Raw genomic sequence first — 25,484 nt, 5'->3', positions numbered from 1 at the left:
GTTCCCAACCGGTTCTGCTGCCTTTGCAATCGAGCGCGGTATGGAAATCAGTATAGGGATCCGGAATGGAATTTTTAATGGCAAAATATGCCAATAAATTGATCAATCGTACCAATCGTGTTTACCCTCCATGAATGACGCCACCGACACCCTGAGCCGCCTGCTGCAGCTCTATCCCGTGCGCACCACGCTCGACATCCGCTGCCATTTCGGCGCGCCGTGGCAATTGCCGGAACCGGCCTCGCCGCCCGGCGTGGTGCGCTACCACATGCTGCTGTCCGGCGACGCCCTGATGGAAGCCAACGGCGAACGCGGCGTGGCGCTGCAGGCCGGCGACATCGTGGTGTTTCCGCACGGCAGCGCGCACACGCTGCACGCCGGACGCGGCAAATCGGCCCTGCGGAAAGTCGCCGCCGGCAGCGACGATTTGCTGGTGCGGGTGGAAAATGGCGGCGCCGGCGCAGCCACCGACATCCTCTGCGGCCAGTTCAATTTCGACCCCGTCGCCGCTGCCGCGCTGCTGCCCTCGCTGCCGCCCACACTGCTGGTGCGCACCACCGGACGCGCCGACTTCGCCGGGCTGCGCGCGCTCATGACGATGCTGCAGGTCGAGACCGAAGCCGACCCGGCCCGCCCCGGCGCCCATGCGGTGGTGACGCAATTGTCGTCGGCGCTGTTCGCACTGCTGATGCGCGCCTGGCTGGAACAACAGGACACGGCGGCAACGCCGGGGCTGTTCACGCTGCTGGCCTCGCCGCGACTGCAACGCGCACTGCACAGCATGCTCGCCGAACCGGGCCGGGCCTGGTCGCTGGATCAGCTGGCCAACGCCTGCCACCTGTCGCGCACGACCTTTGCCCGGCTGTTCCGCGCAGCGGCCGGCGCCACACCCGGCGAGGTCCTCACGCGCACCCGCATGGCGCAGGCCGCGCAACTGCTGGCCGGTCGCCAGCAGACCGTGGCCGCCGTCGCCGAAGCGGTCGGCTATCAGTCGGAAGCCTCGTTCAACCGCATCTTCAAGCGCCATTTCGGCATCGGTCCGGGCCAGCACCGCAGGCAGGCGCGTCCCGACTGAACGCGGATGGAAGTCCCGTACAACTTCATACTTTTTTAGTATTGAAATATATAAATCGAGATATTTTACATAGCCAAACACGACTCCTATAATCGAGCCAAAAGAAGAACAAGCATGCTCAGGGATGGATGAAGCGCCGATCACCGGCGGCATGAGCAGGAGACCGTAACCGCGCAGCATCTCAAGCCCTGCGCCGCGCCAGCCTCCCGCCCGCGCTGTAAGCCGTCAGCCGCAGTCCCTGCCGTTCCGCTCCGTTCAGATGCAAGGGAAGTTGACCATGGCTGTTGGCGCAAAAATCTGGAATACCGCATTGCTGGCTGCCGCCATGTCGTCGGCGCTGTCGTTTTCACTATTGCTGCCGTCCGTGGCTCACGCAAAAAAAACGACGGAAGAAGCCGGCCCGCCACAAATCGTCACGCTCGGCGCCGGCGCGCAGCAATACGCTTTCGCGATCTACGCCAATAATTCACTGGCGCAGGACAACGATTCCATCACGCGCGCCGTCATCCTCGAACACGGCGTCAAGCGCGACGGCGACCGTTACTTTGAAACCGGCCTCGCATTCCTGCGCAAGGCCCGGCTCGATCCGGCGCAGACCTTGCTGCTCACGCCCAACTTCCTGACCGAAGGCGATGCCCTGTCCGACAACAAGATGGCCTTGTGGCGCGGCGACAACTGGATGCAGGGCCAGGATTCCACCCATGGCAAAACCGGCGTCAGCTCGTTCCGCGTATTCGACGACATCGCCGCCTACCTGGGCTCGGGCCGCTTCCCTGCGCTGAAAGAAATCGTCTTCATCGGCCACTCGGCCGGCGGCCAGCTGATGCAGCGCTATGCCGTGCTGAACAACAGCGACGAAAAACTGAAACAGGCCGGCATCAAGGTGCGTTACGTGATCTCCAGCCCCTCGTCGTATCTCTACTTCGACAACAATCGCCCCGCCGACAACGGCTTCGCACCGGCCGGCGGCATCCTCTGTCCCGGTTACGACAACTACCGCTACGGCCTCGGCGAAATGATCCCCTACGGTCTTGGCGCCGACGGTAAAGTCAGCGGCGAACAGCTGTTCAAACGCTACGCCGCGCGCGACGTCACCTACATGGTGGGCAGCAAGGACAACAACCCCAACCACCGCTTCCTCGACAAGGCCTGCGGTGCACGCCTGCAAGGCGCCACGCGCGTCGAGCGGCATGACAACTACGTGCGCTACGAACAATTCCTGGCGCAAAAATGGAAGACCCCGGTGCACCACCCCGACTTCGAAGTGCCGGGCGTCGGCCACGACGCGGCCGGGTTGTTCGGCGCGGATATCACCGTGGAAAAAATCTTTCCGGCGAAGTAAACATTCAAAAACTGAGCAGCAGGCAAGACACATGAAGCGGTGAACACGGCACAACAACAATAAAACCGGTTCAGCAAGCCGCCACAAAGATAAAAATCAGGAGACAGGGAAAATGAACAAACCACGTTTTGCCGCGCAACGCCGGCAAATGCTGGCGCTACAGGTCATGACCATGCTGGCAGCGGCGCCGCTGGCAGCGCAGGCGCAGACCCCGGCGCCGCCGAGTTCCGGCAGCATCTTCGACGCCAATCGCCAGCAACTCGCGCCGGCCGATCGCGAGCGTCTGCAAACGCAGGAACAGCCGCGCGGCCGCGTGCAGATCGAAAAGGAAACCCAGGACGCCGACGATGCGTCGACACCCACAGCAGCGCCGCAGGCCGCCGTCAATGTCCAGGTGATCGGCTTCACGCTCAGCGGCAACAGCGCCATCGACGATGCCCGGCTGCAAGCCGAGCTGCAGGAATTCATCGGCCGCGAGCTGGATTTCAACGGCCTGCGCCGCGCCGCCTCCAAAATCACCAACCTGTATCGCGAACGCGGCTATATCGTTGCGCGCGCCTATCTTCCGGCGCAGGAAATTCGCGACGGCCAGATCGCCATCGCCGTGCGCGAAGGCGTGATCGGCCAGGTCAGCGCCGACACCGACAACAACGTGCGCCTGAATCCGGCGGTGCTGCAGCGCTACCTCGACGAACTCCAGCCGGGCACGGTCATCCGCGAGAGCGAACTGGAAGGCGCCTTGCTGCGCCTGTCCGACCTGGCCGGCGTCTCCGTGCGCGCGGTGTTGCGGCCGTCGGCGCAAGCCGGCGCGACCGACATCGTGATCCGCATCAGCGAGATGACCGCGATCACCTCGCGCGTGTCGATCGACAACTACGGCAACTATTACACCGGCGCCAATCGCCTGTCGGCCAACATCAATCTCAACGATGCGCTGGGTCTGGGCGAGAGCTTCGGCATCAATACCCAGAACTCCTTCGAAGGCCTGCGCATCGCCGGTCTCAGCTTCTCCATGCCGGTCGGCGCCGGCGGCGTGTCGATCGGCGCCAGCGTCGCCGAACTGCAGTACAACATCGGCAAGAACCTCAAGGATGCGCAAGCCAGCGGCTCGGCCAAGGTCTCCAGCTTCTTCGTCAACGATGCGCTGTATCGCAGCCGCAAGGCCAACGTCAACCTATCGCTGGCGGCCGAGTTCCGCCACTTCCAGGACATCACCGCGGCCACCGCGGTCGCCAAGTCGGCGCGCTTCTGGAGCGCCACGCTGTACGGCGACTGGCGCGACAATCTGCTCGGCGCGCAAGGCAACAACATCTGGAGCCTGCGCCATGGCCGCGGCCAGCTTGACAAGGAAACCGCCAACGACGCCGCGCTCGACGCCATCACATCCAGGGCGGCCGGCAATTACAGCAAGAGCAATGTTTCCTTCAGCCGCCTGCAGCAATTGGGCGGCGGTTATTCGCTGCTGGCGGCGGTCAGCGCGCAATTTGCCAACAAAAACCTCGACGCTTCCGAAAAAATGAGCCTGGGCGGCCCCAACGGCGTGCGCGCCTATCCGGTCGGCGAAGCCGCCGGCGACGAAGGCGTGCTGGGACGCATCGAGCTGCGCAAGCTGATCGGGCGGTTTGGAACCCTCGGCAACTCAGTGGTCGAAGCCGCCCTGTTCGCCGACGCCGGCCGCGTCACCGTCAACAAGAATCCGTGGGACTCCAGCGAAAACCATCAGTCGCGCTCGGGCTACGGCGTCGGCGTCAACATCTACAACAAGGACCTGGTCTTCAACGCCGCCGCGGCCTATTCGCCCGGCGTCAATCCGAGCACCGAACAACGCAACGCACGCCGTCTTTGGGTCTCGGTGTCGGGTTCGCCCCAGGCCTTCTCGGCCTTCGGTTCCGACACCACCGGCAAGGGCGAGGATTTCGAGGAACCGGAAACCGCCTTCGTCATCTACGGCTCGCTCGGCCTGGTGCCGGAGTATGTGCGCCGCGACGGCGCCACCCCGGCGGCGCCCGCTGACCAGAGCAAGCTGGCCACGCCGAATGGCCGCAACATGCCCGGCTTCTGGCGCGTGCGCGACAACGTCTCCTACATCGGTGCGCACAGCGGCATCCAGCTTTACGATCAATGGAAGTTCCTGTGGCAGCTCGAAATGGGCCTGTCGCTGAACTACACCAACCGCAGCGCCGAAGCCGTACCCGACTGGACCCACTCGCAGGATCTGCGCAACACCGGGGTGGCGTTCAACCATCCCTCGGCCGGTACATTGATGTACGGCCGCTGGGATACGCCGATGAAGGAGAGCACCACCTCCTTCGATCCGTTCCAGGGCCTGACCAGCGCCGCACACTACAACATCATCGGTTCGCCCGGTTTTGTCACCAGCATCACCAAGAACTCCGGACCGGTCGGCGACGCCATCAATTCCAACAACGACGACGCTGCCTTCAACCGCCGCCAGGACGGTCTGATCGGCTACTGGTCGCCGAAACTCTATGGCTTCCAGCTCAAGCTGGCGTACTCCAACAACAGCATGAAGGCTGCCTCGGATGTCGACACCGGCTATCTCTACGGCGGCAGCCTGTCGTATGAGAACGGCGGCTTCTCCGCCGTGTTCGCGGCCGAACAGCACATCAACTACTTCGGCATCGCCAGTCTCGGCCGCGATGCCCGCGGCGTCGGCAGCAGCACGCACGTGACCGCCGGCACCTCGTCGAGCGACTTCAGTTTCCGCTACGGCGTCGCCTACGATTTCGGCAAGACCAAGATCTCGCTGATCGCCGACGACCTGTCGTATTCCGAGTCCGGCGTGGTCAATACCAGCACCACCTCGACCGACCTGTCCAACTACCGTCGCCGCGCGTACATGCTCGGCATCTCGCATCAGATCGGCGCGCTCGAATTGCGCGCCAGCGCGGCCAAGGCGCTGGCAGGCGACTGCAGCATGATTGGTGGCAGCAGCGCCGGCAACAACGTCAAGTGCTCGACCGACGGCATGGGCGCGACCTCGCAGGCGGTCGGCTTCTCGTACAAGTACAGCAAGCAGACGCGTTTCTTCGGCCAGTACGTGATCCTGCGCAACGAAGCATTGGCGAACTACAACTACGCCGTCTCCGGCGTGCTCGGCGCTACCGGCCTGTCGGCCGGCGTGGGCACCACTATCCGCGCCCTCGGCGTGGGCTTCAACTACACGTTCTGAGGTATGCGATGACACAAGCTCCACGAAACAATCGCAGTAAAAAAATCCACCCGGCGCTGAAGCCGGCCTGCGTCGCCGTGCTGACCGCCTGGTGCGGCCTGACGGTGTTGCCGGCGCATGCGCTGGACGCAGGCGCGCTGCCGACCAACGGCCAGATCACCGCCGGCAGCGGCAGCATCGGCCAGAGCGGCGCCACCATGACGGTCACGCAAACCAGCGACCGCATGGCCGCCACCTGGAACACCTTCAACATCGGCAGCAATGCAACCGTCAATTTCATCCAGCCGGGTTCGTCCTCGGTGGCGCTGAACCGCGTCACCAGCGGCGACGCCTCGCAGATCTTCGGCCATCTCAACGCCAACGGCCAGGTCTACCTCGTCAATCCGTCCGGCATCCTGTTCGGCGCAGGCTCATCGGTCAACGTCGGCGGCCTGGTGGCGTCGACGCTGAACATTTCCGACGCCAACTTCATGGCCGGCAGGAACGCCTTCGATCTGGAAGGCGCGACCGGCTCGGTCGTGAATCAAGGCAACATCACCGCGACCGACGGCGGTTACGTCGCCCTGCTCGGCGCCCAGGTCCGCAACGAAGGCAACATCATCGCGCGCCTCGGCAGCGTGGTGCTGGCGGCCGGTGAAAAGATGACGCTCGATTTCAATGGCGACGGCCTCATCAACGTCGAAGTCAACAACGCCGCACTCAACGCCAACGTACTCAACAGCGGCTTGCTGCAAGCCGACGGCGGCGCAGTGATCATGACTGCGCGCGCCACCGACGCGATGCTGTCGAACGTGGTCAACAACAACGGCGTGATCGAAGCGCGCAGCCTGCAGAGCCGCAACGGCAGCATCCTGCTTGACGGCGGCACGGGTGACAACAGCGGCGTGGTCGCCAACAGCGGCACGCTTGATGTATCCGGTCTCGGCAGCGGTGAAACCGGCGGCAGCGCCAAAGTCCTCGGCCAGTACGTCGGCCTGTTCGACGGCACCCGTATCGACGCCTCCGGCGATGCGGGTGGCGGCACCGTGCTGGTCGGCGGCAACTACCAGGGTGGCGGCGCGGAGCATCAGTCCGACGCCGTCTTCATGGGCAGCGACGCCGCCATCAAGGCGGATGCGGTCCGCAGCGGCAACGGCGGCACGGTGGTGCTGTGGTCGACCGGCAGCACGCGCTTCTACGGCGACATCAGCGCGCAGGCAGGCGGCGCGACGGGACGCGGCGGCAAGGTGGAAACCTCGGGCCATGATCTGCAGGCCAGCGGCCTGGTGCACGTTGGGGCGGCATCCGGACAGGGCGGCGACTGGCTCATCGATCCGTACAACCTCAACATCACCAGCGCCGCCAGCGTCAACATGACGGCGTCCGCCCCCTTCACCTCGAGCGGCGCGGCCAACTCCACCCTGAGTTCGGCGACGCTCAACGCCTCGTTGTCGGAAGGCGCCAACGTGGTCGTCTTCACCGCAGCCGGCAGCCCCACGAACGGCGGCGACATCAACGTGCTCGACGACGTCAAGGCGGTCGGCAATTCGTCGCTGACCTTGCAGGCACATCGCAGCATCAACATGACCAATCATGTGATCAGCAACGCCACCGGCAAGTCGCTCAACGTCTCCCTGATCGCCAACTTCGGCAATACCGGCAACGGTTCGATCGCGCTGTCCGGCAGCACCATCTCCACCAACGGCGGCAACCTCACGGCGAGCAGCAACACGATCAATATCTCCGGATCGACCATCGACGCCGGCGGCGGCAACATCAACATGGTCGCCAACCAGGCCAACGTCTCCGTCGCCACCGATGCGTTCGTGGTGACCGGCGGCAGCCGCATCGTCACCAACGGCAGCGGCTCGATCGTCGTCGACGGCACCACGCTGGGCAGCGGCAACGGCACCCGCATCTTCAGCACCAACAACACCATCGCCGCCACCGGTTCAGGCAACCTGACCGTCAGCGGCAACGCCAGCTCAGGCTTCGGCGTGCTGGTCTGTTCGACAGCGGCGACTTCATCGCAGACGCTCACTGTCGGCAGCGGCAACCTGACGGTCAAGGCCAACAGCGGCGGCTTCGCCGGCGCCGGCCGCGGCGTCTACCTGGCCGCCAGCGGCACCGGCTCGGTCACGCTCAACGCCACCGCGGGCGGCACCATCAACGTCAACGGCAGCAGTACCGGCAGCTACGGTACGGTGCTCAATTCCACCGGCGCGAGTTCGGCGATCGGCATCTCGACGACCGGCGACATCAACCTGACCGGCAATACTTCCGGCGGCACCACGCCCGCGCTGGCGCTGATCGCATCCGGCAACGGCTCTGCCTCGGCAGCCGGGTCGCAGGTCAATGTCACCAGCACCGCCGGCAACGTTACGCTGACCGGCAACAATACCGTGGTCAACAATGCGAGCGGTTCGTTCAAGGCGTTGTCGATCGACGTCGGCGGTCAATATGCCGCGGTCAACATCAAGACCGCCACCGGCAACATCAGCCTCAACGGCACCAGCGCCTCGGGACGCGGCGTCGACATCGCACCGTCGGCGCTGAATGCCGTCGTCAACATCGGTGCGACCAGCGGCAACATCGCCATCAACGGCAACAGCACCAACAGCTTCGGCGGCTACGGCATCTTCTTCAATTCAACCAACAGCGCCACCGGCATCAACGTCACCACCGTCAGCGGCGACATCACGCTGCGCGGCGACTCGGTCGGCACCTCCGATGCCATCGCGCTCGGCGGCAACGGTACGGCATCGACGAACAACATCTCGTCACAGGGCGGCAACATCACCCTCAACGGCAACTTCCATTCACCCAACGTACCCGAGCTGGATCACGGCATCGCCATCCTCGGCGTGACCAACAAAATCCAGACCACCGGTTCCGGCAACGTCACGCTGATCGGCAACGCCGCCGACCAGGGCGACGGCGTCAGCTTCTACAGCAGCGGCAACGCGCTGGTGAGCGTGGAGAACGGCGCCCTGAGCGTGACCGGCTCCAGCGTCTACGGCGACGGCGTGAGCATTCTGACCGGCGCCAACGCGCTGCGCGCCACCGGCAGCGGCTCGGTTTCCGTGACCGGAACGTCGACCAACGCCGGCGGCATCACGATCTATCCGTCGACCAATGCCAGCAGCACCATCATCTCGACCAATACCGGCACACTGACACTGGACGGCACCAGCGGCAGCGCGTCGAGCAGCGCCGGCGTCACGATCCGCAGTCCGAGTTCGGGCGCGGCGGCCGGCGTGAATATCTCATCGAACAGCGGTGCGATCGTACTCAACGGCACCGCCAAAGGCAGCGGCGACGGCATCGCCTTCGTCGGCAGCAGCACCAATGGCTTCAACACCGTCAGCACCGGCGGCAGCGCCGGCATGACCCTCAACGCCGGCAGCAACGGCGCCGCCGGCCTGCGCTTCAGCGGCGGCACCAACTCGCTGAAGGTGGTCGACGGCGTGCTGCTGGTCAACGTCAATGCACCCAACGGTGCGCCGATACTGCAAGCCGGCGACGCCACCACCTTCGCCGCCAGCGGCAGCGGCGTGGTGATATTCAACTTCGGTCGCGGCATCAGCAACCTGCTGACCAATGCGACCACGGCGCCGGCCACTGCCGCACTGCAAACCGAACAGGCCGCCGGCGCCTGGAATCGCCCCAGCGGCAACAGCAACGTGTTCTCACCGTTCAACGAAAGCGCGCAACGCCTGACGATCGACGTCGCCACGGCCAGCCAGGCGGGGGAACCGGCCGCCAACTCATCTTCACCCTCATCCAACTCCAGCACTCAAGGTACCGACAATGCTCAATAAACCCCTTTCCCGGCGCATCGCCGCCCTCGCGCTGCTGCCGCTGGCCGCAATGACGCTAGCCAACGCCGCCTACGCTGCTCCCGCCGGCAACAAGCCGCCCTACCACGATTACTTTTACTTCCTCGGCGAGATGAACAAGGCGTCGACGGTGATGGTGATCGAGAACAAGATCGTGCCGCCCGAGCTGGGCAAGAAGATCGTCTCGGCCGTTGACCAGGTCATCAGGAACGGCGACCAACCCGGCGCCAAGCGTCCATCCGACTACCTGCAATACGAACCGCTGATCCTCGCCATCGCCGGCCCCGACGGCTCGCGCATGCACTCCGGACGCAGCCGCCAGGACATCCTGTCGACCAACCGCCGCCTGATGCAGCGCGAGCGCACGCTGGACCTGATGGAGGCGATGAACAAATCGAAGGCGGAAGTGCTGGAGTTGGCCGAGAAGAATCTCGACACCATCGTGCCGGCCTACACCAACGGCGTGCAGGCGCAACCAACCACGTTTGCCCACTATCTGCTGGCGTTCTCCTCGGCCTTCGGACGCGACAGCGCACGCCTGCAGGAGTCCTATGCGCGCCTGAACCTGAGCCCGCTCGGCGCCGGCGCGCTGGGCACCTCGAGCTTCCCGGTCGACCGCAAGCGCCTGGCGGAACTGCTCGGCTTCGACGGCCCGATTGAAAATTCCTACGACGCCGCGCAGCTCGGCGCGCTCGACCAGGGCATGGAACTGGTGAGCCTGTGCAGCAACGCCGCATTGACCATCGGCATTCTGGTACAGGACTTCCACACTCAATATCACCAGCCTTATCCCTGGATCATGATTCAGGAAGGCCGCCTGACCGGCACCAGCAGCATCATGCCGCAGAAGCGCAATCCCTACGGCCTGAACGTGCTGCGCCTGCAGGCCAGCGACATCGTCGGCGGCGCCATGACCTTCCAGCTGGAAGCGCACAACGTCTCGCCCGGCATGCCGGACTACAAGCGCGACCAGGTCGAGAAAACGCTGGAGCTGACGTCCAATGCCTTCGTCAAACTGGCCGACCTGCTCGACAACCTGGTGATTGACAAGACCCGCGCCTTGCAGGAAGTCGATGCCGATTATTCGACCACCACCGAGCTGGCCGACATCCTGCAGCGCGACTCCGACGTGCCGTTCCGCGTCGGTCACCACTTCGCCTCCGACCTGGTGACCTACGGCCGCACCAACAAGATGAAACCGGCCGACATTCCGTTCGACGTCGTGCAGCAAATCTATACGGAAGCCGTCAAGAAGTTCGACTTCGAGCGTAACCAGTTCCCACTGACGCAGGAGCAATACAAGAAGTCGCTGACGGCGCAAAACATGCTGGACTCAAGCAAAGGACTGGGCGGCCCGCAACGCGCCGAGGTCGAGCGCATGCTCGGTGTGGAAAAGACCAAGCTGGCCAGGGATGAGGCATGGCTGGCGCAGCAGCGCCAGAAGCTGGCGGCGGCATCGGCCAGACTGGATCAGACGTTCTACAAGCTGGGCAAATAAGTCGGCAGGCAAGCGAAAAAAAGCTGTCGCAAGAAAGAAGCGAAGCAGGTTTTCAATCCCGGCCAGTCCGGGATTTTTTATGCGCGCAAGGCTTGTGCCATGCGTTCGCGATCGAGTGCCTTGTCCCACGCGCAGACCACCACGCAGGCCAGGCAATTGCCGATGACGTTGCTCAGCGAGCGGCACTTCATCAACCGTTCCACGCCGAGCAGCAGCACGATGCCGCCGACAGGCACGATCTGCAGCGTACTGAGCGTGGCCGCCAGCGCAATGAAGCCGGAGCCGGTCACGCTGGTGGCGCCCTTGGACGTCAGCATGCAGATCGCCAGCAGCGACAATTGCTGCCACAGGCTCACCTCGATGCCGCCGGCCTGCGCCAGGAACAGCGCCGCCATGGTGAGATAGATGTTGGTGCCGTTGAGGTTGAAGGTGTAGCCGGTCGGCAGCACCAGCCGCACTACCGCGCGCGAACACCCGAGGCGTTCCATTTTTTCGGTCAGTCCGGGCAGCGCCGCCATCGACGAGGTGGTGAAAAAAACCAGCAGCAATTCTTCCTTGATGAAAGCGATCAGGCGGAAGATGTTGACGCCCGCCACGCGCGCGATCAGCCCCATCACCACGCAGACGAAGGCGATGCTGGCGATGTAGATGGCGCCGACGAAATGCAGCAGCGGCAGCACCGACGCCACGCCGTAGCGACCGATGGTATAAGCCATGGCGCCGAAGGCGGCCAGCGGCGCGACCTTGAGGATGATGTTGATCATCCCGAACAGGATGCGCAGATTGGCTTCGATGAAATTGAGCAGGCTGCGGCCACGTTCGCCCAGCCGCGACAATGCAACGCCGAACAGCACCGCCAGCAACAGGATCTGCAGGCTACTGTTGCGCGTGAAGGCCTCGAAGAAGCTGTTGGGAATGATGTTGAGCAGGAAATCCGTCACGCCCGAAGTCGACAGTCGCGCCGCATAATGCGCGCCGTCTGAGACGTGCGACAGATCGAGTTTGGAGCCGGCTCCCGGTTGCAGCAGGTCGGCGGCGAGCATGCCGAAGCCGAGCGAGATGAAGGTCATGATTTCAAAATAGACAATGGCCTTGCCGCCCACCTTGGCAGCGTGCATCTTGTCCTGCATGCCGGCGATGCCCGACACCACCAGCGCGAACATGACCACGCCGATCAGCATGCCGATCAGGCGCACGAAGCCATCGCTGAGCGGTTTCATCTGCACCGCCAGCTGTGGATCGGCATGACCGAGCGCGATGCCGATGGCGATGGCGACGACCATCTGCAGGAAGGCGTTTTTGTGGAGGGGTGGCTTCATCGGCGGCCTGCTTCGGGTCAGCAGGCGGTCTCCGGGTTATGGTTTGTTGGTTTAGTGGCTGGGTGAAATTTTATACGTTTGGGGCGAGGTGCGGGGGATGGTGCGGATGAGGGTTATCCGCAATTGTGGTTCGTGGATTTTGTTCCGACTTAGCTTTGGTGCGTGGCTTCTTCTTTTCTTTCTTCGACCAGGCTTGTTGGTTCTTGCGTAACTGATTCTGTTTTTTCTTCGGACGACCCTGCCGGGGGTAGCCCGGCAGCTACTCACTTTTCTTGTCTCGCCAAGAAAAGTAAGCAAAAGAAGCGACCGCTGGTTCGTAGCCCCCTGCGGGGGTTCCCGGCGTCGGCAGGTACAAATCGGGAGGGGAAACAAACTCGCTGCGCTCAGACAAGTTTCCCCTCTTGATCCGATTTGCACCTGCCGCCACCGGCTACTCGCAAGCGGGAATTCGAGACTGGCTCGCTGCGCATCGCCAGGGTACAGAGATGTAGTGGAAGTCGTCGTTCTTCGCTACCGTCGGAAGAGCGACCTAGTTGACCACGACTAAAGGTGAGAATCACGATGCCGCAGGCGAGCCACCCAAGGCAATGCGAAGCGAGCCGAGAAAGAAGTTCCGCTTATGAGTCGCCGTTGGTGACGTGCCTAAATCGGATAAAGGAGGGAAACTTGTCTGAGCGCAGCGAGTTTGTTTCCCTTCCCGATTTAGGTGCGGCGCCAACGGGAACCCCGCGCAGCGGGGCGGCGAATCGCGGTCGCCTTTCTTTGCTTACTTTCTTTGGCGAAGCAAAGAAAGTGAGTAGCCGCCGGGCTACCCCCGGCACGGTTGATCGAAGAAAGAACAGAATCGACAACCAAGGAAACAAGTCGGAACAACAAATGGTCAAGGACGCTCAACAATCTTCCTCAGTACAAACCCCGCCGCCACCAATCCAAACGAAGCCGTCACCACCATCGCCGACCCGAACCCCGCGCAATTGAGCCCGGTCACGCCGGCATCCTGCTTGCGGCCATCGGCATCGACGGTATCCAATCCATCCGCAGCGTCATCCGTATCGACCTCGCACACTTCCCCCTCTGGGAACCGCAAGGGTTCGGTGGAGAACACGGCATCGATGCCAAACTTGTTCTTGGTCCCGCGCGGGAACTTGTGCCACGCGCGCAGACGCTTGCGTACCTTGGCCAGCAAGGGTTCCTGCTCGGTGCGGCAGAGGTCGCGGATCTCGATTTTGGTCGGATCGATCTGGCCGCCGGCGCCGCCGCTGGTCAGCAAGGGGACCTTGTGTTCGCGGCAATAGGCGATCAGCGCCACCTTGGCACGTACGTTGTCGATGGCGTCGACAACGTAGTCGAAACGGCCTTCACCGATCATCTCGCCGACGTTGTCAGGGGTGAGGAAGTCCTCGATCTCGGTGACCTGGCAATAGGGGTTGATCTGCATGATGCGCTCGTGCAGCGCGGTGACCTTGGCCTTGCCGAGCGTGTCGGTCAGCGCGTGGATCTGGCGATTGACGTTGGATTCGGCCAGGTTGTCCAGGTCGATCATGGTGATTTTGCCGATGGCGCTGCGCGCCAGCGCTTCGACGATCCACGAGCCGACGCCGCCGACGCCGACCACGCAGACATGCGCCGCGCGAAAACGCGCCAGGCCCTGCGCGCCGTACAGGCGGGCGATGCCGCCGAAGCGGCGGTCGAAATCGATATCGGCGTCGTTGAGAGCAACGACAGGTTCTGGCTGGGACATGATGGTTATCCGGATAACAAAGTAAAACAGGCTGTTTCCTGGGAAACAGCCTGCGGCAGCGCTAATCTTGCAGCGAGAAGAACTTAGACGACGGCGCCGTCGGTTTCGTCTTTCGGCTTGGCCGGCTTGATCAGGTCTTCGCGCTTCACGCCCAGCCACATGGCGATGGCGGCGGCGACGAACACCGACGAATAGATACCGAACAAGATGCCGATGGTCAGCGCCACGGCAAAGTAATGCAGCGTGGGGCCGCCGAAGATCAGCATCGACAGGACCATCATTTCAGTGCTGCCGTGGGTGATGATGGTCCGCGAAATGGTGCTGGTGATTGCGTGGTTCAACACTTCCGGCGCACTCAGCTTGCCGTAGCGGCGGTCGCGGAATGCTTCGCGCACCCGGTCGAACACCACCACCGATTCATTGACCGAGTAGCCCAGCACCGCCAGCACCGCCGCCAGCACCGTGAGCGAAAACTCCCATTGGAAGAAGGCAAAGAAGCCGAGGATGATCACCACGTCATGCAAGTTGGCGATGACGGCCGCGACCGCAAATTTCCATTCGAAGCGGAAAGCCAGGTAGATCACGATGCCGATCACCACCATGCCCAGCGCCATCAGACCGTCATGCGCGAGCTCGTCACCGACCTGCGGGCCGACGAATTCAACACGCTGCAGCTGGACGTCCGGATCCTGCGCCTTGAGCGCCGAGATCACTTTTTCGCTTTGCTGGGTCGAGTTGACGCCATGCTGCGCCGGCAGGCGGATCATCACGTCCTGCGCCGTGCCGAAACTCTGCACTTGCGTATCGGTGAAGCCGAGGCCTTCGACCGACTTGCGGATGTTCTCGATGTTGGCCGCCTTCGGATAGGCGACTTCCATTACCGTGCCCCCGGTGAATTCAATCGAGAAGTGCAGCCCGCGTGACAGCAGGAAGAACACTGCCAGCACGAATGTCAGCGCCGAGATGACGTTGAACACCAGCGCATGGCGCATGAAGGGGATATCTTTTTTGATGCGGAAAAATTCCATCACATACCTTTCTGTTCTGCGCCCTGTCCGGTCATCCGGTCAAGGTGCATTGGATCATGTCGATCGCTCTGTTGGTGCTGACGATGCCTGCTGCTGCGCTTATTTGGCGTCGACCGCTTTGCTGCCGGTCTTGCCGGCTGCATCGCCTTGCGCCTTCCAGATCTGGCCGATGGCCAGGCTGGTCAGCTTCTTCTTGCGGCCGTACCACAGGTTTGCCAGCCCGCGCGAGAAGAACACGGCCGAGAACATCGACGTCAGGATGCCCAGGCAGTGGACCACCGCGAAACCACGGATCGCGCCGGAACCGAAAATCAGCAGCGCCAGACCGGCGATCAGCGTCGTCACGTTGGAGTCGAGGATGGTCGCCCATGCGCGGTCGAAACCAATCGAAATCGCTGCCTGCGGCGAATTGCCGTTGCGCAATTCTTCGCGGATACGCTCGTTGATCAGCACGTTGGAGTCAATCGCCATACCCAGCGCCAGCGCGATCGCCGCAATACCGGGCAAGGTCAGCGTGGCTTGCAGCGTCGACAGCACCGCCACCAGCAGCAACACGTTGACCGACAGCGCCAATGCGCTGAACAGGCCGAACAGCTGGTAGTACACGATCATGAAAACGGCCATCGCGGCGAAACCGTACAGCGTCGCATCGAAACCCTTGCGGATGTTTTCGGCGCCGAGTTGCGGGCCGATGGTGCGTTCTTCGATGATGTCCATCGGCGCAGCCAGCGAACCGGCGCGCAGCAGCAGCGCCAGGTCGCTCGACGATTCGGCCGAACCCATGCCGGTGATCTGGAAGCGCGAGCCGAGTTCGGAGCGGATGGTCGCCACGGTCAGGACTTCGCCCTTGCCTTTTTCGAACAGCACGATGGCCATGGCCTTGCCGACTTTTTCACGGGTGGCATCGCGCATCTTGCGGCCGCCGTCGCCGTTCAGGTCGATGCTGACCGAAGGCTGGTGGTTTTCATCGAAGCTGGCCGACGCGTTGGAGATGTAATCGCCGGTCAGGACCGGTTCCTTGTACAGCACCACGGGTGCGCCCTTGCCGATCTTGAACAGCTCGGAGCCGAACGGCACGGCGGCGGTTTCTTCGGTGCCGCGGGCAACCGAGTCGTCCACCATGCGCACTTCCAGCGTGGCGGTGCGGCCGATGATGTCCTTGGCGCGCGAAACGTCCTGCACGCCCGGCAGCTGGACCACGATGCGGTCGGCGCCCTGGCGCTGGATGATCGGTTCGGCCACGCCGAGCTCATTGACGCGCTTGGACAGGGTCGAGATGTTTTGCTTGACGCCGTCTTCCTGGGTCTGCTTGAGTGCTTCCGGACGCAGGGTGGCGATCAGCTTGAGGTCGTCGCCGCTGCCGGCGTCTTGCAACGCCAGTTCCGAGACGTCGGCGGCCAGGGCGCTCTTGGCCTTGTCGCGGGTGTCGGCATCGCGGAACAGGATTTCGATGCGGTCGCCGTTGCGGTTGATGCCGTTATGGCGGATGTTCTTGTCGCGCAGCACGCTGCGCACGCTGGATTGCAGGCCTTGCAGGCGCTTGTTCAGCACCGCCTTGACGTCAACCTGCATCAGGAAGTGCACGCCGCCGCGCAAGTCCAGGCCCAGGTACATCGGGAAGGCGTGCAGGCTTTGCAGCCACTGCGGCGTATTCGGCAGCAGATTGAAGGCGACGATGTAAGTCGGATCGGCGGGATCGGTATTCAGGCCTTTTTCCAGCAGGGCCTTGGCCTTGAACTGGGTGTCGGTATTGGCAAACCGGGCGCGCACGGAAGGCGCGCTGCTGTTGTCGAATGCGACGCTCTCTGGCGCAAGGCTGCCCTGTTGCAGGATCTGTTGCACGCGTTCGGCGACCGCGCTGTCGACCTTGATGGTGGACTTGGCGCTGCTGATCTGCACGGCAGGCGATTCACCGAAGAAGTTGGGCAGCGTATAGAGCGTGCCGAACAGCAGGGCGATGACGATTAAGACGTACTTCCAGAGAGGATAACGATTCATAGTGATTCAGCGTTGATGATGAACGTCCGCATGGACAGGTTCAAAACGAGGGCGCATCCGCACGCGGAAAAATGCGGCGGAATGCGCCCTGTCAGCCGTAGGGCCGTATTACCGGCTTACAGACCCTTGAGGGTGCCCTTCGGCAGCAGCGTGGTGATCGCGGCTTTTTGCACGACGATTTCATTGCCTTCGGATACTTCGACGGTGATGTAGGCATCGCTGACCTTGACGATCTTGCCCAGCAGGCCGCCGGAGGTCACGACTTCGTCACCCTTGGCGAGCGCTTCCATCATGGCCTTTTGTTCTTTTTGACGCTTCATCTGAGGACGGATCATCAGGAAGTACAACACAACGAACATCAGGATGATGGGCAGGAAGCTGGTCAGATTACCCATCAGGCCGCCTGGGCCTGCAGCAGTGGTTTGTGCAATTGCATCGGAAATAAACACGTGTCGCTCCAAATGGTTGTTTAAAAAATAGCCCCGCATTTTAGCATTGCGCCGGGCGCATACCCCATTCCGTGGCGGCCAAAACAGGTCAAAGCGCCTTCAACAGGGAGAAATAGGCTTGCCGGAAGGAAAAAATTGCCATAACGGCATCGCCAACATGGGGGCGCGGCGTTACATTAACAAGCAAACACGAAGCAAATACAAAGCAAGCTTACAAAAAATCAGGAGACCGCCTCACCATGCTGCCCATTGTCGCCCAGCCCTATCAGGACATCTGCAACGCCTTCCGCTGGGACATTCCCGAGCACTACAACATCGGCGTCGACGTCTGCGACAAATGGGCGCTGCGCGAACCGGGCAGGCTGGCGCTGATCCATGTCGGCGCCGACGGCGCCAGCCGCAATTACAGTTTCGGTGAAATCAAGGAAAGCTCGGACCGGCTCGCCAACCTGCTGCTGTCGGCCGGCGCGACCATCGGCGAGCGCATCGGCATCCTGCTGCCGCAAGCGCCCGAAACCGCCATGGCGCATGTCGCCGCCTACAAGATCGGCGCGATTGCGATTCCGCTGTTTGCCCTGTTCGGCGCGGAAGCGCTCGAATACCGGCTGCACAACAGCGGCGCGCGCGTGGTGGTGACCAATGCGGCTGGCGCAGCCAAGCTGGCCGGCATCCGCGACCGGTTGCCGGCGCTGAAAACCGTCTTCACGATCGACGGCGCCTTCGACGGCACGGTCGATCTGCACCAGGCGCTGAAGCACGCCAGCAGTGACCTGACACCGGTGCGGACCAAAGCCGACGATCCGGCCGTCATCATCTACACTTCCGGCACCACCGGCCAGCCCAAGGGTGCACTGCATGCGCATCGCGTGCTGCCGGGCCATCTCCCGGGCGTGGAAATGTCGCACAATCTTTTCCCGCTGGAAGGCGATCGCATCTGGACGCCGGCCGACTGGGCCTGGATCGGCGGTCTGCTCGACGTGCTGCTGCCGGCCTGGCATCACGGCGTCGCAGTGGTGGCGCATCGCTTTGAAAAATTCACCGGCGAAGCGGCGTTCCAGCTGCTGCAGGATCACGGCGTGCGCAACACCTTCCTGCCGCCGACGGCGCTGAAGATGATGCGCACCGTCGCCGATCCGGAAAAGCGCTGGCGCTATCAGTTGCGCTCGGTCGCCAGCGGCGGCGAGTCGCTCGGCGTCGAGTTGCTCGACTGGGGTCGCAAGACTTTCGGCCTGACCATCAACGAGTTCTACGGCCAGACCGAATGCAACATGACGGTGTCGTCGTGCGCGGCCGTCATGGATTGCAAACCGGGCGCCATCGGCCGCGCAGCGCCCGGACATACGCTTGCCATCGTCGATGCCGACGGCCAGGTGCTGCCTCCCGGCAGCGACGGCAACATCGCCGTGCAGCGTCCCGACCCCGTGATGTTCTTGCAGTACTGGAATAATCCGCAGGCCACGCAAGACAAGTTCGTCAGCGACTGGCTGCTCACCGGCGACACCGGTTGCATGGACGAGGACGGCTACATCCGCTTCGTCGGCCGCGACGACGACGTTATCACCTCCGCCGGCTACCGCATCGGCCCGGGCGAGATCGAAGACAACATCCTGCAGCACGCCGCCGTCAAGATGGTCGCGGTGATCGGCTCGCCCGATCCGCAGCGCACCGAAATCGTGGTCGCCGTGATCGTGCTCAATGACGGCATCACCGGCGACGACAAGCTCAAGCGCGAGATCCAGGAACACGTCAAGGTGAAGCTGGCCGCGCACGAATATCCACGTGAGATTTTCTTCGTGGATGAATTGCCGATGACGACCACCGGCAAAGTGATCCGGCGCGAATTGCGTGCGCGCGTAGGTGACTGGCGCAAGCTGGGCGACGCCGCATAAAAAAACATCCGGGGGCCAGGGCCCGCCGGATGTCAACCTCAAGCTTCAGGGGATGTCGACTTACAAAAATCTGCTACTGCGTCCGTTCAGAACAGGTGACGGAAACCGACCATCAGCACGCTCTGGTTGCGTCCCGACGATGGCGAACCGTTTTGCGAATCGCCGACCACCGCCACGGCGTCGACAATGCTGCCGGCCGTCTTACCCAGGGTCTTGCCGCGCGCCAGCTGATACGCTTCCAGGAAGTAGATCGCCGAACGCTTGGAGAACGAGTAGGTTTGCTCCAGTGCGATCTGGTGGTACTTGGCCGCGTCGCTGATGCCGTTGGCGGATTTCTCGAAGGTATAGCTGTAGCCGCCGGCCAACGCCACTTGCGGCGTCAGCTGGTAGGTCGTGATCAGGCCCAGCGTCTGGAAGGTGGCCTTCTGCGTGAACAGCGATCCGGCGCCCGGCTTGTATTGCGCGTTGGCGTAGTTGGCGCCGACCATCCATTTGTCGATGGTGTAGCGCAATGCGCCGGCGATCATCTGCACGTTGTCCGAAGACACATAGCCGTTGTTGATCGCGGAGGTCGAGAAGCTGCCCGAAGCTGTGGAGTTCCAGGCGTTGGCAGGACCGGAACCATTCTTCAGGCGTTGATAGCCCAACGCAAAATTCCAGGCGCTGACGTCGTACTTGAAGGCCAGGCTGTAGGTATTGCCGGTCGAGACGCTGCCCGCAGTTTCACCGAAGCCGTACAAGGCGCTGACTTGCGCACCGCCAAACACCGGTGACGAGTAAGTCACCGAGTTGCTGATGCGCACCGTGGTGTCGAGACCGTCGACGTCGCCCGGATGGGCACCGGTGGCGCCGGTCAGCACGCTGGTCGGCCCGATCGCGCCGACGTACAGGAAGTAAGGCGTGTACTGGCGACCGGTGGTGATGGTGCCGTAACCACTGTTGGTCAGGCCGACGAAGGACTGGCGATTGAACAGCGTGTTGGCCGAACTCATGGCGCCGGTGTTGATGTCGAAGCCGTTTTCCAGCGTGAAAATCGCCTGCGATCCGCCGCCCAGGTCCTCGGCGCCCTTGAAGCCGATCTTGCTGGCGGCCAGGTTGCCGGTGCGCAGGTACAGATTATGCAAACCGCCCTGATTGTTGGTGTAGACCAGCGCGTTGTCGAGCGCGCCGTAGATCGTCACACTGCTCTGCGCGGATGCCTGCACCGATGCGCCGGCCGCGACGATGGCCAGTCCTCCCATTACCCAACTGCGTCGTAATTTCATTTCCTCTCCTCTTTTTCCTCGGATGATTGCGGTATCGCTCCGCCCTAAATTGATTCCGGCCCTGCGGGGCGGGACCGGATTCAAAACCGTTGCGCGGCCCGGCTGGCGGGCCAACAGGCGTCAATCGCAGACGCAAAAACTCCCCCCTTGCGGCAGGACGGGCCTGCTGCAATGTTTGTGTGGTCACAAGGGGAACGCCGCTGGCGCGGCGCTGATCAATTCAGGCCGCGTCCTATGTAAAGGGCGGGAATGCGCACAAGGATGTGCAGATGCTGATTGTTTTCATCGCTGTCTCCGTCATGTGTGGCGTCCTCTGCGGGACGCTGCGTCAACATGGCGATGAAACAGGTTTTATCGCCATGCTTTCTTGAATTCGTTCATCACCCGTTCCAGGTGCTCGCGCATCGCATCGCGCGCGGCCACCGGGTCGCGCGCCACCAGCGCGTCAAACACCTTCTGGTGTTCTTCGAGCGAGGCTTCGCGCAATTGCGGCGTGTGGAAATGTTCTTCCAGCTTCTTCCACAACACGCCGCGCAACTGGTCCCACAATGCCGTGACGACCTGCGCCATCACGCTGTTGCCGCTGGCTTCGGCGATGCGGATGTGGAACAGCCGGTCATCCGCTTCGTTGGCCAGCTTGTCGTTGAAGTTGCGCCCCATCGCCGCCAACTGCGCATAAATCTTGTCGATGTCGGCGTCGGTGCGGTTCTGCGCTGCCAATGCCGCGACTTCCGATTCGATCACCCAGCGCGCGCGCAGCAATTCGAACGGACCCGCGCCGCCGTCGGGAATGAAACCGACCGGCTTGGTCGCCGCGTCGCACACATAGATCCCCGAACCACCCCGCACTTCCACCAGTCCCTGCACTTCCAGAGCGATGATCGCCTCGCGCACCGAGGTGCGGCTGATTTCAAACCGTTCCGCCAGGCTGCGCTCGGAAGGCAGGCGTTCGCCCACCTTGAACTCGCCCTGCAGGATCAGATCCGCAATCTGCTCCGCCAGCCGCTGATACGAACGCTCCGGCGCTGCTACCGGTTCCAGCAATTCCGAACGCACTGCTTTCTTCACTACCTTGCTTACTGCCTTATCCACATTTGCGGCTGATGATCGACTCTGACGATCTGCCATAACACCCTCTTTTTTGCTTTAAATTGGTCTATCCACTGTATAGAAAAGCAGCGTTCAAAGCAAACAGTGGCCAACCAATTTCAGCGATACTCTCATTTTGGTCTAACCATGTCAACGATTACGCAGACCAATCTGTGGCTTAAAAACAAATGCTTACGGCTGATACCGGTGTTGCCACAACCAAATTGGAATGCCATAATCAATATTGGTTAGACCAAATTATTTTTTCACCCAGAACAGCAGGACGCCCGGCAGCGTATCCGGACCGTCCGGCATCGAGACAAGGAATCGCATCCATGAAGATCCTCAGCGCCAAGGTCATCGTGACCTGCCCGGGCCGCAACTTCGTCACACTCAAGATAGAAACCGACCAGGGCATTTACGGTATTGGCGACGCCACCCTCAATGGACGCGAACTCGCGGTCAAATCCTATCTTGAAGACCACATCATTCCCTGCCTGATCGGCCGCGATGCATCGCGCATCGAGGACACCTGGCAATACCTGTATCGCGGCGGCTACTGGCGGCGCGGCCCGGTCACCATGACCGCCATCGCCGCCGTCGACATGGCGCTGTGGGATATCAAGGGCAAGGCCGCCAATCTGCCGGTCTATCAGCTGCTGGGCGGCAAGAGCCGCGACGCCGTGATGGTCTACGGCCACGCAAACGGCCGCGACCACGCCGAAGCGCTGGACGCCGTCGGCCACTATATCGACATGGGTTACAAGGCAATCCGCGTGCAGTCGGGCGTACCGGGACTGGACAAGGCCTACGGCGTCGGCAAGGGCAACATGTACTATGAACCGGCCGACAAGGGCCTGCCCGACGAAGAGATCTGGGATACCCCGCTATACCTGCGCCACACGCCCGACCTGTTTGAAAAGGTGCGCGTCAAATACGGCAGCGATCATCATCTGCTGCATGATTGCCATCACCGCCTGAAACCGATCGAAGCAGCGCAGCTGGGCAAATCGCTGGAGCAGTTCAAGCTGTTCTGGATGGAAGACGCCACCCCGGCAGAGAACCAGGAAGCCTTCAGGCTGATCCGCCAGCACACCACCACGCCGCTGGCCGTGGGTGAAATCATGAGCTCGATCTGGGATTGCAAGGACCTGATCCAGAACCAGCTGATCGACTACATCCGCACCACCGTGGTCCACGCCGGCGGTATCACGCATCTGCGCCGCATCGCCGATCTGGCCTCGCTGTATCAGGTGCATACCGGCTGCCACGGCGCTACCGACCTGTCGCCGGTGAGCATGGCGGCGGCGCTCAACTTCAACATGTGGGTGCCGAATTTCGGCATCCAGGAATACATGCGCCACACGCCCGAAACCGACGCGGTCTTCCCGCATGGCTACCACTTCGACAAGGGCTATCTGATGCTGCCCGACGCGCCGGGACTGGGCGTGGACATCGATGAAGCGGCGGCGCTCAAATTCCCCTATGAGCGCGCTTATCTGCCGACTTGCCGCCTGCGCGACGGCACGGTGTGGAATTGGTAAGTCAACAATTTTCCATGCAATAAAAAATGCCGCACATGTGCGGCATTTTTTTCGCCCGGAAAAACTCAGGCGCCGCGCGCGCGGTCTTCCTTGAACTTCGCCACAAATTGCTTGAACTGTCCGTCATCGATGGCGGCGCGGATTTCCTTCATGATCTGCAGGTAGTAGTGCAGATTGTGAATCGTGTTCAGACGCGCACCGAGGATTTCGCCGGTGCGGTGCAGGTGATGCAGGTAGGCGCGCGAGAAGTTCTTGCAGGCGTAGCAATCGCAGGTTTCGTCGAGCGGCTTGGTGTCTTCCTTGTAACGCGCGTTCTTGATCTTGATATCGCCGAAGCGCGTGAACAGCCAGCCGTTGCGCGCATTGCGCGTCGGCATCACGCAGTCGAACATGTCCACCCCGCTGGCCACGCCTGCGACCAGATCTTCCGGCGTGCCGACGCCCATCAGGTAGTGCGGCTTGTCGGCCGGCAGGCGCGGGCCGATGTGCTCCAGCACGCGCATCATGTCTTCCTTCGGCTCGCCCACCGACAGGCCGCCGATGGCGATGCCGTCGAAACCGAGTTCGTTCAGGCCCGCCAGCGATTCGTCGCGCAGGGTTTCGAACATGCCGCCCTGCACGATGCCGAACAGCGCGTTGGGGTTTTCGCCGCCCTTGAATTCATCCATTGAACGCTTGGCCCAGCGCAGCGACATGCGCATCGATTGCGCCGCTTCCACTTGCGTGGCGGGACGGCCGTCGATTTCATACGGCGTACATTCGTCGAACTGCATGACGATGTCGGAGTTCAGCACGCGCTGGATCTGCATCGACACTTCCGGCGACAGGAACAGCTTGTCGCCGTTGATCGGCGAGGCGAAGTGCACGCCTTCCTCGGTGATCTTGCGCATATCACCCAGCGAGAATACCTGGAAGCCGCCGGAGTCGGTCAGGATGGGTTTGTCCCAGCCCATGAAGCCGTGCAGGCCGCCGAACTTGGCCATCACCTCCAGCCCCGGGCGCAGCCACAGATGGAAGGTATTGCCGAGGATGATGTGGGCGTCGATCTCTTTCAGTTCCAGAGGCGACATCGCCTTGACCGAACCATAGGTGCCGACCGGCATGAAGATCGGTGTTTCGACAACGCCGTGGTTCAGTTTGACACGACCGCGACGGGCGTTGCCGTCGGTTTTTAGCAGGGTAAATTCAAGCATGATCAGACGTTAGAGCGTCACAGGTTAAGAGCATGGCGTCGCCATAGCTGAAGAAACGATATTGCTGCGCGATGGCATGCGCGTACGCCGCACGGATATTGTCGTAGCCGGCGAAAGCCGAGACCAGCATCAGCAGCGTCGACTTGGGCAAATGGAAGTTGGTGATGAGGCGATCCACCGTTTTGAAGGTATAGCCCGGCGTGATGAACAACTTCGTGTCGGCGCTGCCGGCTTCCAGCGCGCCCGACTGCGATGCGGATTCCAGCGCGCGCATGCTGGTGGTGCCGACAGCGACGATTTTGCCGCCGGCCGCCTTCACCGCACGCACCTTGTCCACGGTCTCCTGCGCGATGGTGTACCACTCGCTGTGCATCTTGTGTTCGGACAAATCTTCGACGCGCACCGGCTGGAAAGTGCCGGCGCCGACGTGCAGCGTGACGAAAGCGGTGTCGATGCCTTTTGCCTTCAATTGCGCCAGCAAGGCCTCGTCAAAATGCAGGCCCGCTGTCGGTGCGGCAACCGCGCCCGGCTCTTTCGCGTATACGGTCTGATAGCGCGCCTCGTCGAACTCGTCGGCTGCATGCTCGATGTAAGGCGGCAACGGCAGGCTGCCGTATTGCTCCAGCAGCTCAAACACGTCCGACGGAAACTGCAGCGTATAGAACTCGCCGTAGCGCTCGCCGACGACCACGTCGAAGGCATCGGCCAGGCGGATGCCCGTGCCCGGCGGCGGCGACTTGGAGGCGCGCACCTGCGCATGCACGCTGCGGTTGTCCAGCACGCGCTCGACCAGCACCTCGACCTTGCCGCCGGTCTCCTTGAGGCCGAAGAAACGCGCCTTCAGCACGCGCGTATTGTTGAACACCAGCAGGTCGCCCGGCGCCAGCAGGTCGACCACATCGGCAAAGCGGCGGTCGGTCAGCGCAAGGCTGCCTGACTGCGCGTCAACCTGCAACAGGCGCGAGGCGCTGCGCTCGGGCAGCGGAAGCTGCGCGATCAGCCCGGGCGGCAAGTCGAAATCGAAATCGGAAAGTGAATACATG

At 62.4% G+C, this 25,484-nt stretch carries 16 protein-coding genes; 7 read left to right on the top strand and 9 right to left on the bottom strand.

The genetic code is table 11. From position 1 onward, the window contains the following. Positions 1 to 130 precede the first annotated feature (130 nt). The 5 genes from F506_RS06035 (at position 131) to F506_RS06015 (ending at position 10,926) form a co-directional block, all read left to right on the top strand. A complete protein-coding gene (locus F506_RS06035) occupies positions 131 to 1,075 on the top strand; it encodes an AraC family transcriptional regulator (RefSeq protein ID WP_053195792.1) in 945 nt (314 codons plus the stop codon). A 277-nt stretch (positions 1,076 to 1,352) separates the two neighbouring features. Then, positions 1,353 to 2,417 (top strand): alpha/beta fold hydrolase, encoded by a 1,065-nt coding sequence (locus F506_RS06030; RefSeq protein WP_053201310.1) that lies wholly within the window; start codon positions 1,353 to 1,355, stop codon positions 2,415 to 2,417. Between the two features lie 112 nt (positions 2,418 to 2,529). After that, positions 2,530 to 5,610, top strand: a complete 3,081-nt coding sequence (locus F506_RS06025) for a ShlB/FhaC/HecB family hemolysin secretion/activation protein (RefSeq protein WP_053195791.1) — start codon at positions 2,530 to 2,532, stop codon at positions 5,608 to 5,610. A gap of 8 nt (positions 5,611 to 5,618) precedes the next feature. After that, on the top strand, positions 5,619 to 9,410 hold the full coding sequence (locus tag F506_RS06020) for a beta strand repeat-containing protein (RefSeq protein ID WP_053195790.1): 3,792 nt from the start codon (positions 5,619 to 5,621) through the stop codon (positions 9,408 to 9,410). Further along, positions 9,400 to 10,926, top strand: a complete 1,527-nt coding sequence (locus F506_RS06015; RefSeq protein WP_053195789.1) for an argininosuccinate lyase — start codon at positions 9,400 to 9,402, stop codon at positions 10,924 to 10,926. Before F506_RS06020 ends, F506_RS06015 begins: the two co-directional genes overlap by 11 nt. A gap of 77 nt (positions 10,927 to 11,003) precedes the next feature. Here the strand turns inward: F506_RS06015 and dctA are convergent, their stop codons facing one another. The 5 genes from dctA to yajC form a co-directional block, all read right to left on the bottom strand. Next, positions 11,004 to 12,245 (bottom strand): C4-dicarboxylate transporter DctA, encoded by a 1,242-nt coding sequence (gene dctA, locus F506_RS06010; RefSeq protein WP_053195788.1) that lies wholly within the window; start codon positions 12,243 to 12,245, stop codon positions 11,004 to 11,006. Between the two features lie 880 nt (positions 12,246 to 13,125). After that, positions 13,126 to 13,986, bottom strand: coding sequence for a tRNA cyclic N6-threonylcarbamoyladenosine(37) synthase TcdA (gene tcdA, locus F506_RS06005; RefSeq protein WP_053195787.1), 861 nt, complete (start codon positions 13,984 to 13,986; stop codon positions 13,126 to 13,128). An 83-nt stretch (positions 13,987 to 14,069) separates the two neighbouring features. Further along, complete coding sequence (secF, locus tag F506_RS06000; RefSeq protein WP_053195786.1) at positions 14,070 to 15,014, bottom strand: protein translocase subunit SecF; 945 nt, start codon at positions 15,012 to 15,014, stop codon at positions 14,070 to 14,072. Positions 15,015 to 15,113: 99 nt separating this feature from the next. Further along, on the bottom strand, positions 15,114 to 17,012 hold the full coding sequence (gene secD, locus F506_RS05995; RefSeq protein ID WP_053195785.1) for a protein translocase subunit SecD: 1,899 nt from the start codon (positions 17,010 to 17,012) through the stop codon (positions 15,114 to 15,116). Positions 17,013 to 17,128: 116 nt separating this feature from the next. Next, the gene (yajC, locus tag F506_RS05990; RefSeq protein ID WP_456152200.1) at positions 17,129 to 17,500 is read right to left on the bottom strand and encodes a preprotein translocase subunit YajC; all 372 of its coding nucleotides are present in this window, start codon (positions 17,498 to 17,500) and stop codon (positions 17,129 to 17,131) included. Between the two features lie 200 nt (positions 17,501 to 17,700). On the opposite strand from yajC, the gene F506_RS05985 reads away from it, so the two are divergent. Continuing rightward, entirely contained in the window at positions 17,701 to 19,350 is a 1,650-nt protein-coding gene (locus tag F506_RS05985) for an acyl-CoA synthetase (protein ID WP_053195783.1), read from the top strand. An 86-nt stretch (positions 19,351 to 19,436) separates the two neighbouring features. On the opposite strand, the gene F506_RS05980 is transcribed toward F506_RS05985, so the two are convergent. Together F506_RS05980 and F506_RS05975 are read right to left on the bottom strand one after the other, a co-directional pair. Then, complete coding sequence (locus F506_RS05980) at positions 19,437 to 20,615, bottom strand: porin (RefSeq protein WP_053195782.1); 1,179 nt, start codon at positions 20,613 to 20,615, stop codon at positions 19,437 to 19,439. A 351-nt stretch (positions 20,616 to 20,966) separates the two neighbouring features. Beyond that, positions 20,967 to 21,743: a FadR/GntR family transcriptional regulator gene (locus tag F506_RS05975; RefSeq protein WP_053195781.1), complete on the bottom strand. Its 777-nt coding sequence runs from the start codon at positions 21,741 to 21,743 to the stop codon at positions 20,967 to 20,969. A 296-nt stretch (positions 21,744 to 22,039) separates the two neighbouring features. Here F506_RS05975 and manD point away from each other — a divergent pair, with 296 nt between their 5' ends. Further along, on the top strand, positions 22,040 to 23,248 hold the full coding sequence (manD, locus tag F506_RS05970; protein WP_053195780.1) for a D-mannonate dehydratase ManD: 1,209 nt from the start codon (positions 22,040 to 22,042) through the stop codon (positions 23,246 to 23,248). Positions 23,249 to 23,313: 65 nt separating this feature from the next. On the opposite strand, the gene tgt is transcribed toward manD, so the two are convergent. Beyond that, complete coding sequence (tgt, locus tag F506_RS05965) at positions 23,314 to 24,441, bottom strand: tRNA guanosine(34) transglycosylase Tgt (RefSeq protein WP_053195779.1); 1,128 nt, start codon at positions 24,439 to 24,441, stop codon at positions 23,314 to 23,316. After that, a complete protein-coding gene (gene queA / locus F506_RS05960; RefSeq protein WP_053195778.1) occupies positions 24,434 to 25,483 on the bottom strand; it encodes a tRNA preQ1(34) S-adenosylmethionine ribosyltransferase-isomerase QueA in 1,050 nt (349 codons plus the stop codon). Before queA ends, tgt begins: the two co-directional genes overlap by 8 nt. Position 25,484 lies beyond the last annotated feature (1 nt).

The sequence above is a fragment of the Herbaspirillum hiltneri N3 genome (assembly GCF_001267925.1).
In the GTDB taxonomy this organism is placed as follows: Bacteria; Pseudomonadota; Gammaproteobacteria; order Burkholderiales; family Burkholderiaceae_D; genus Herbaspirillum; species Herbaspirillum hiltneri.
Note: the sequence above shows the minus strand (reverse complement) of the source record. Positions and strands in the feature narration are given on the sequence as shown.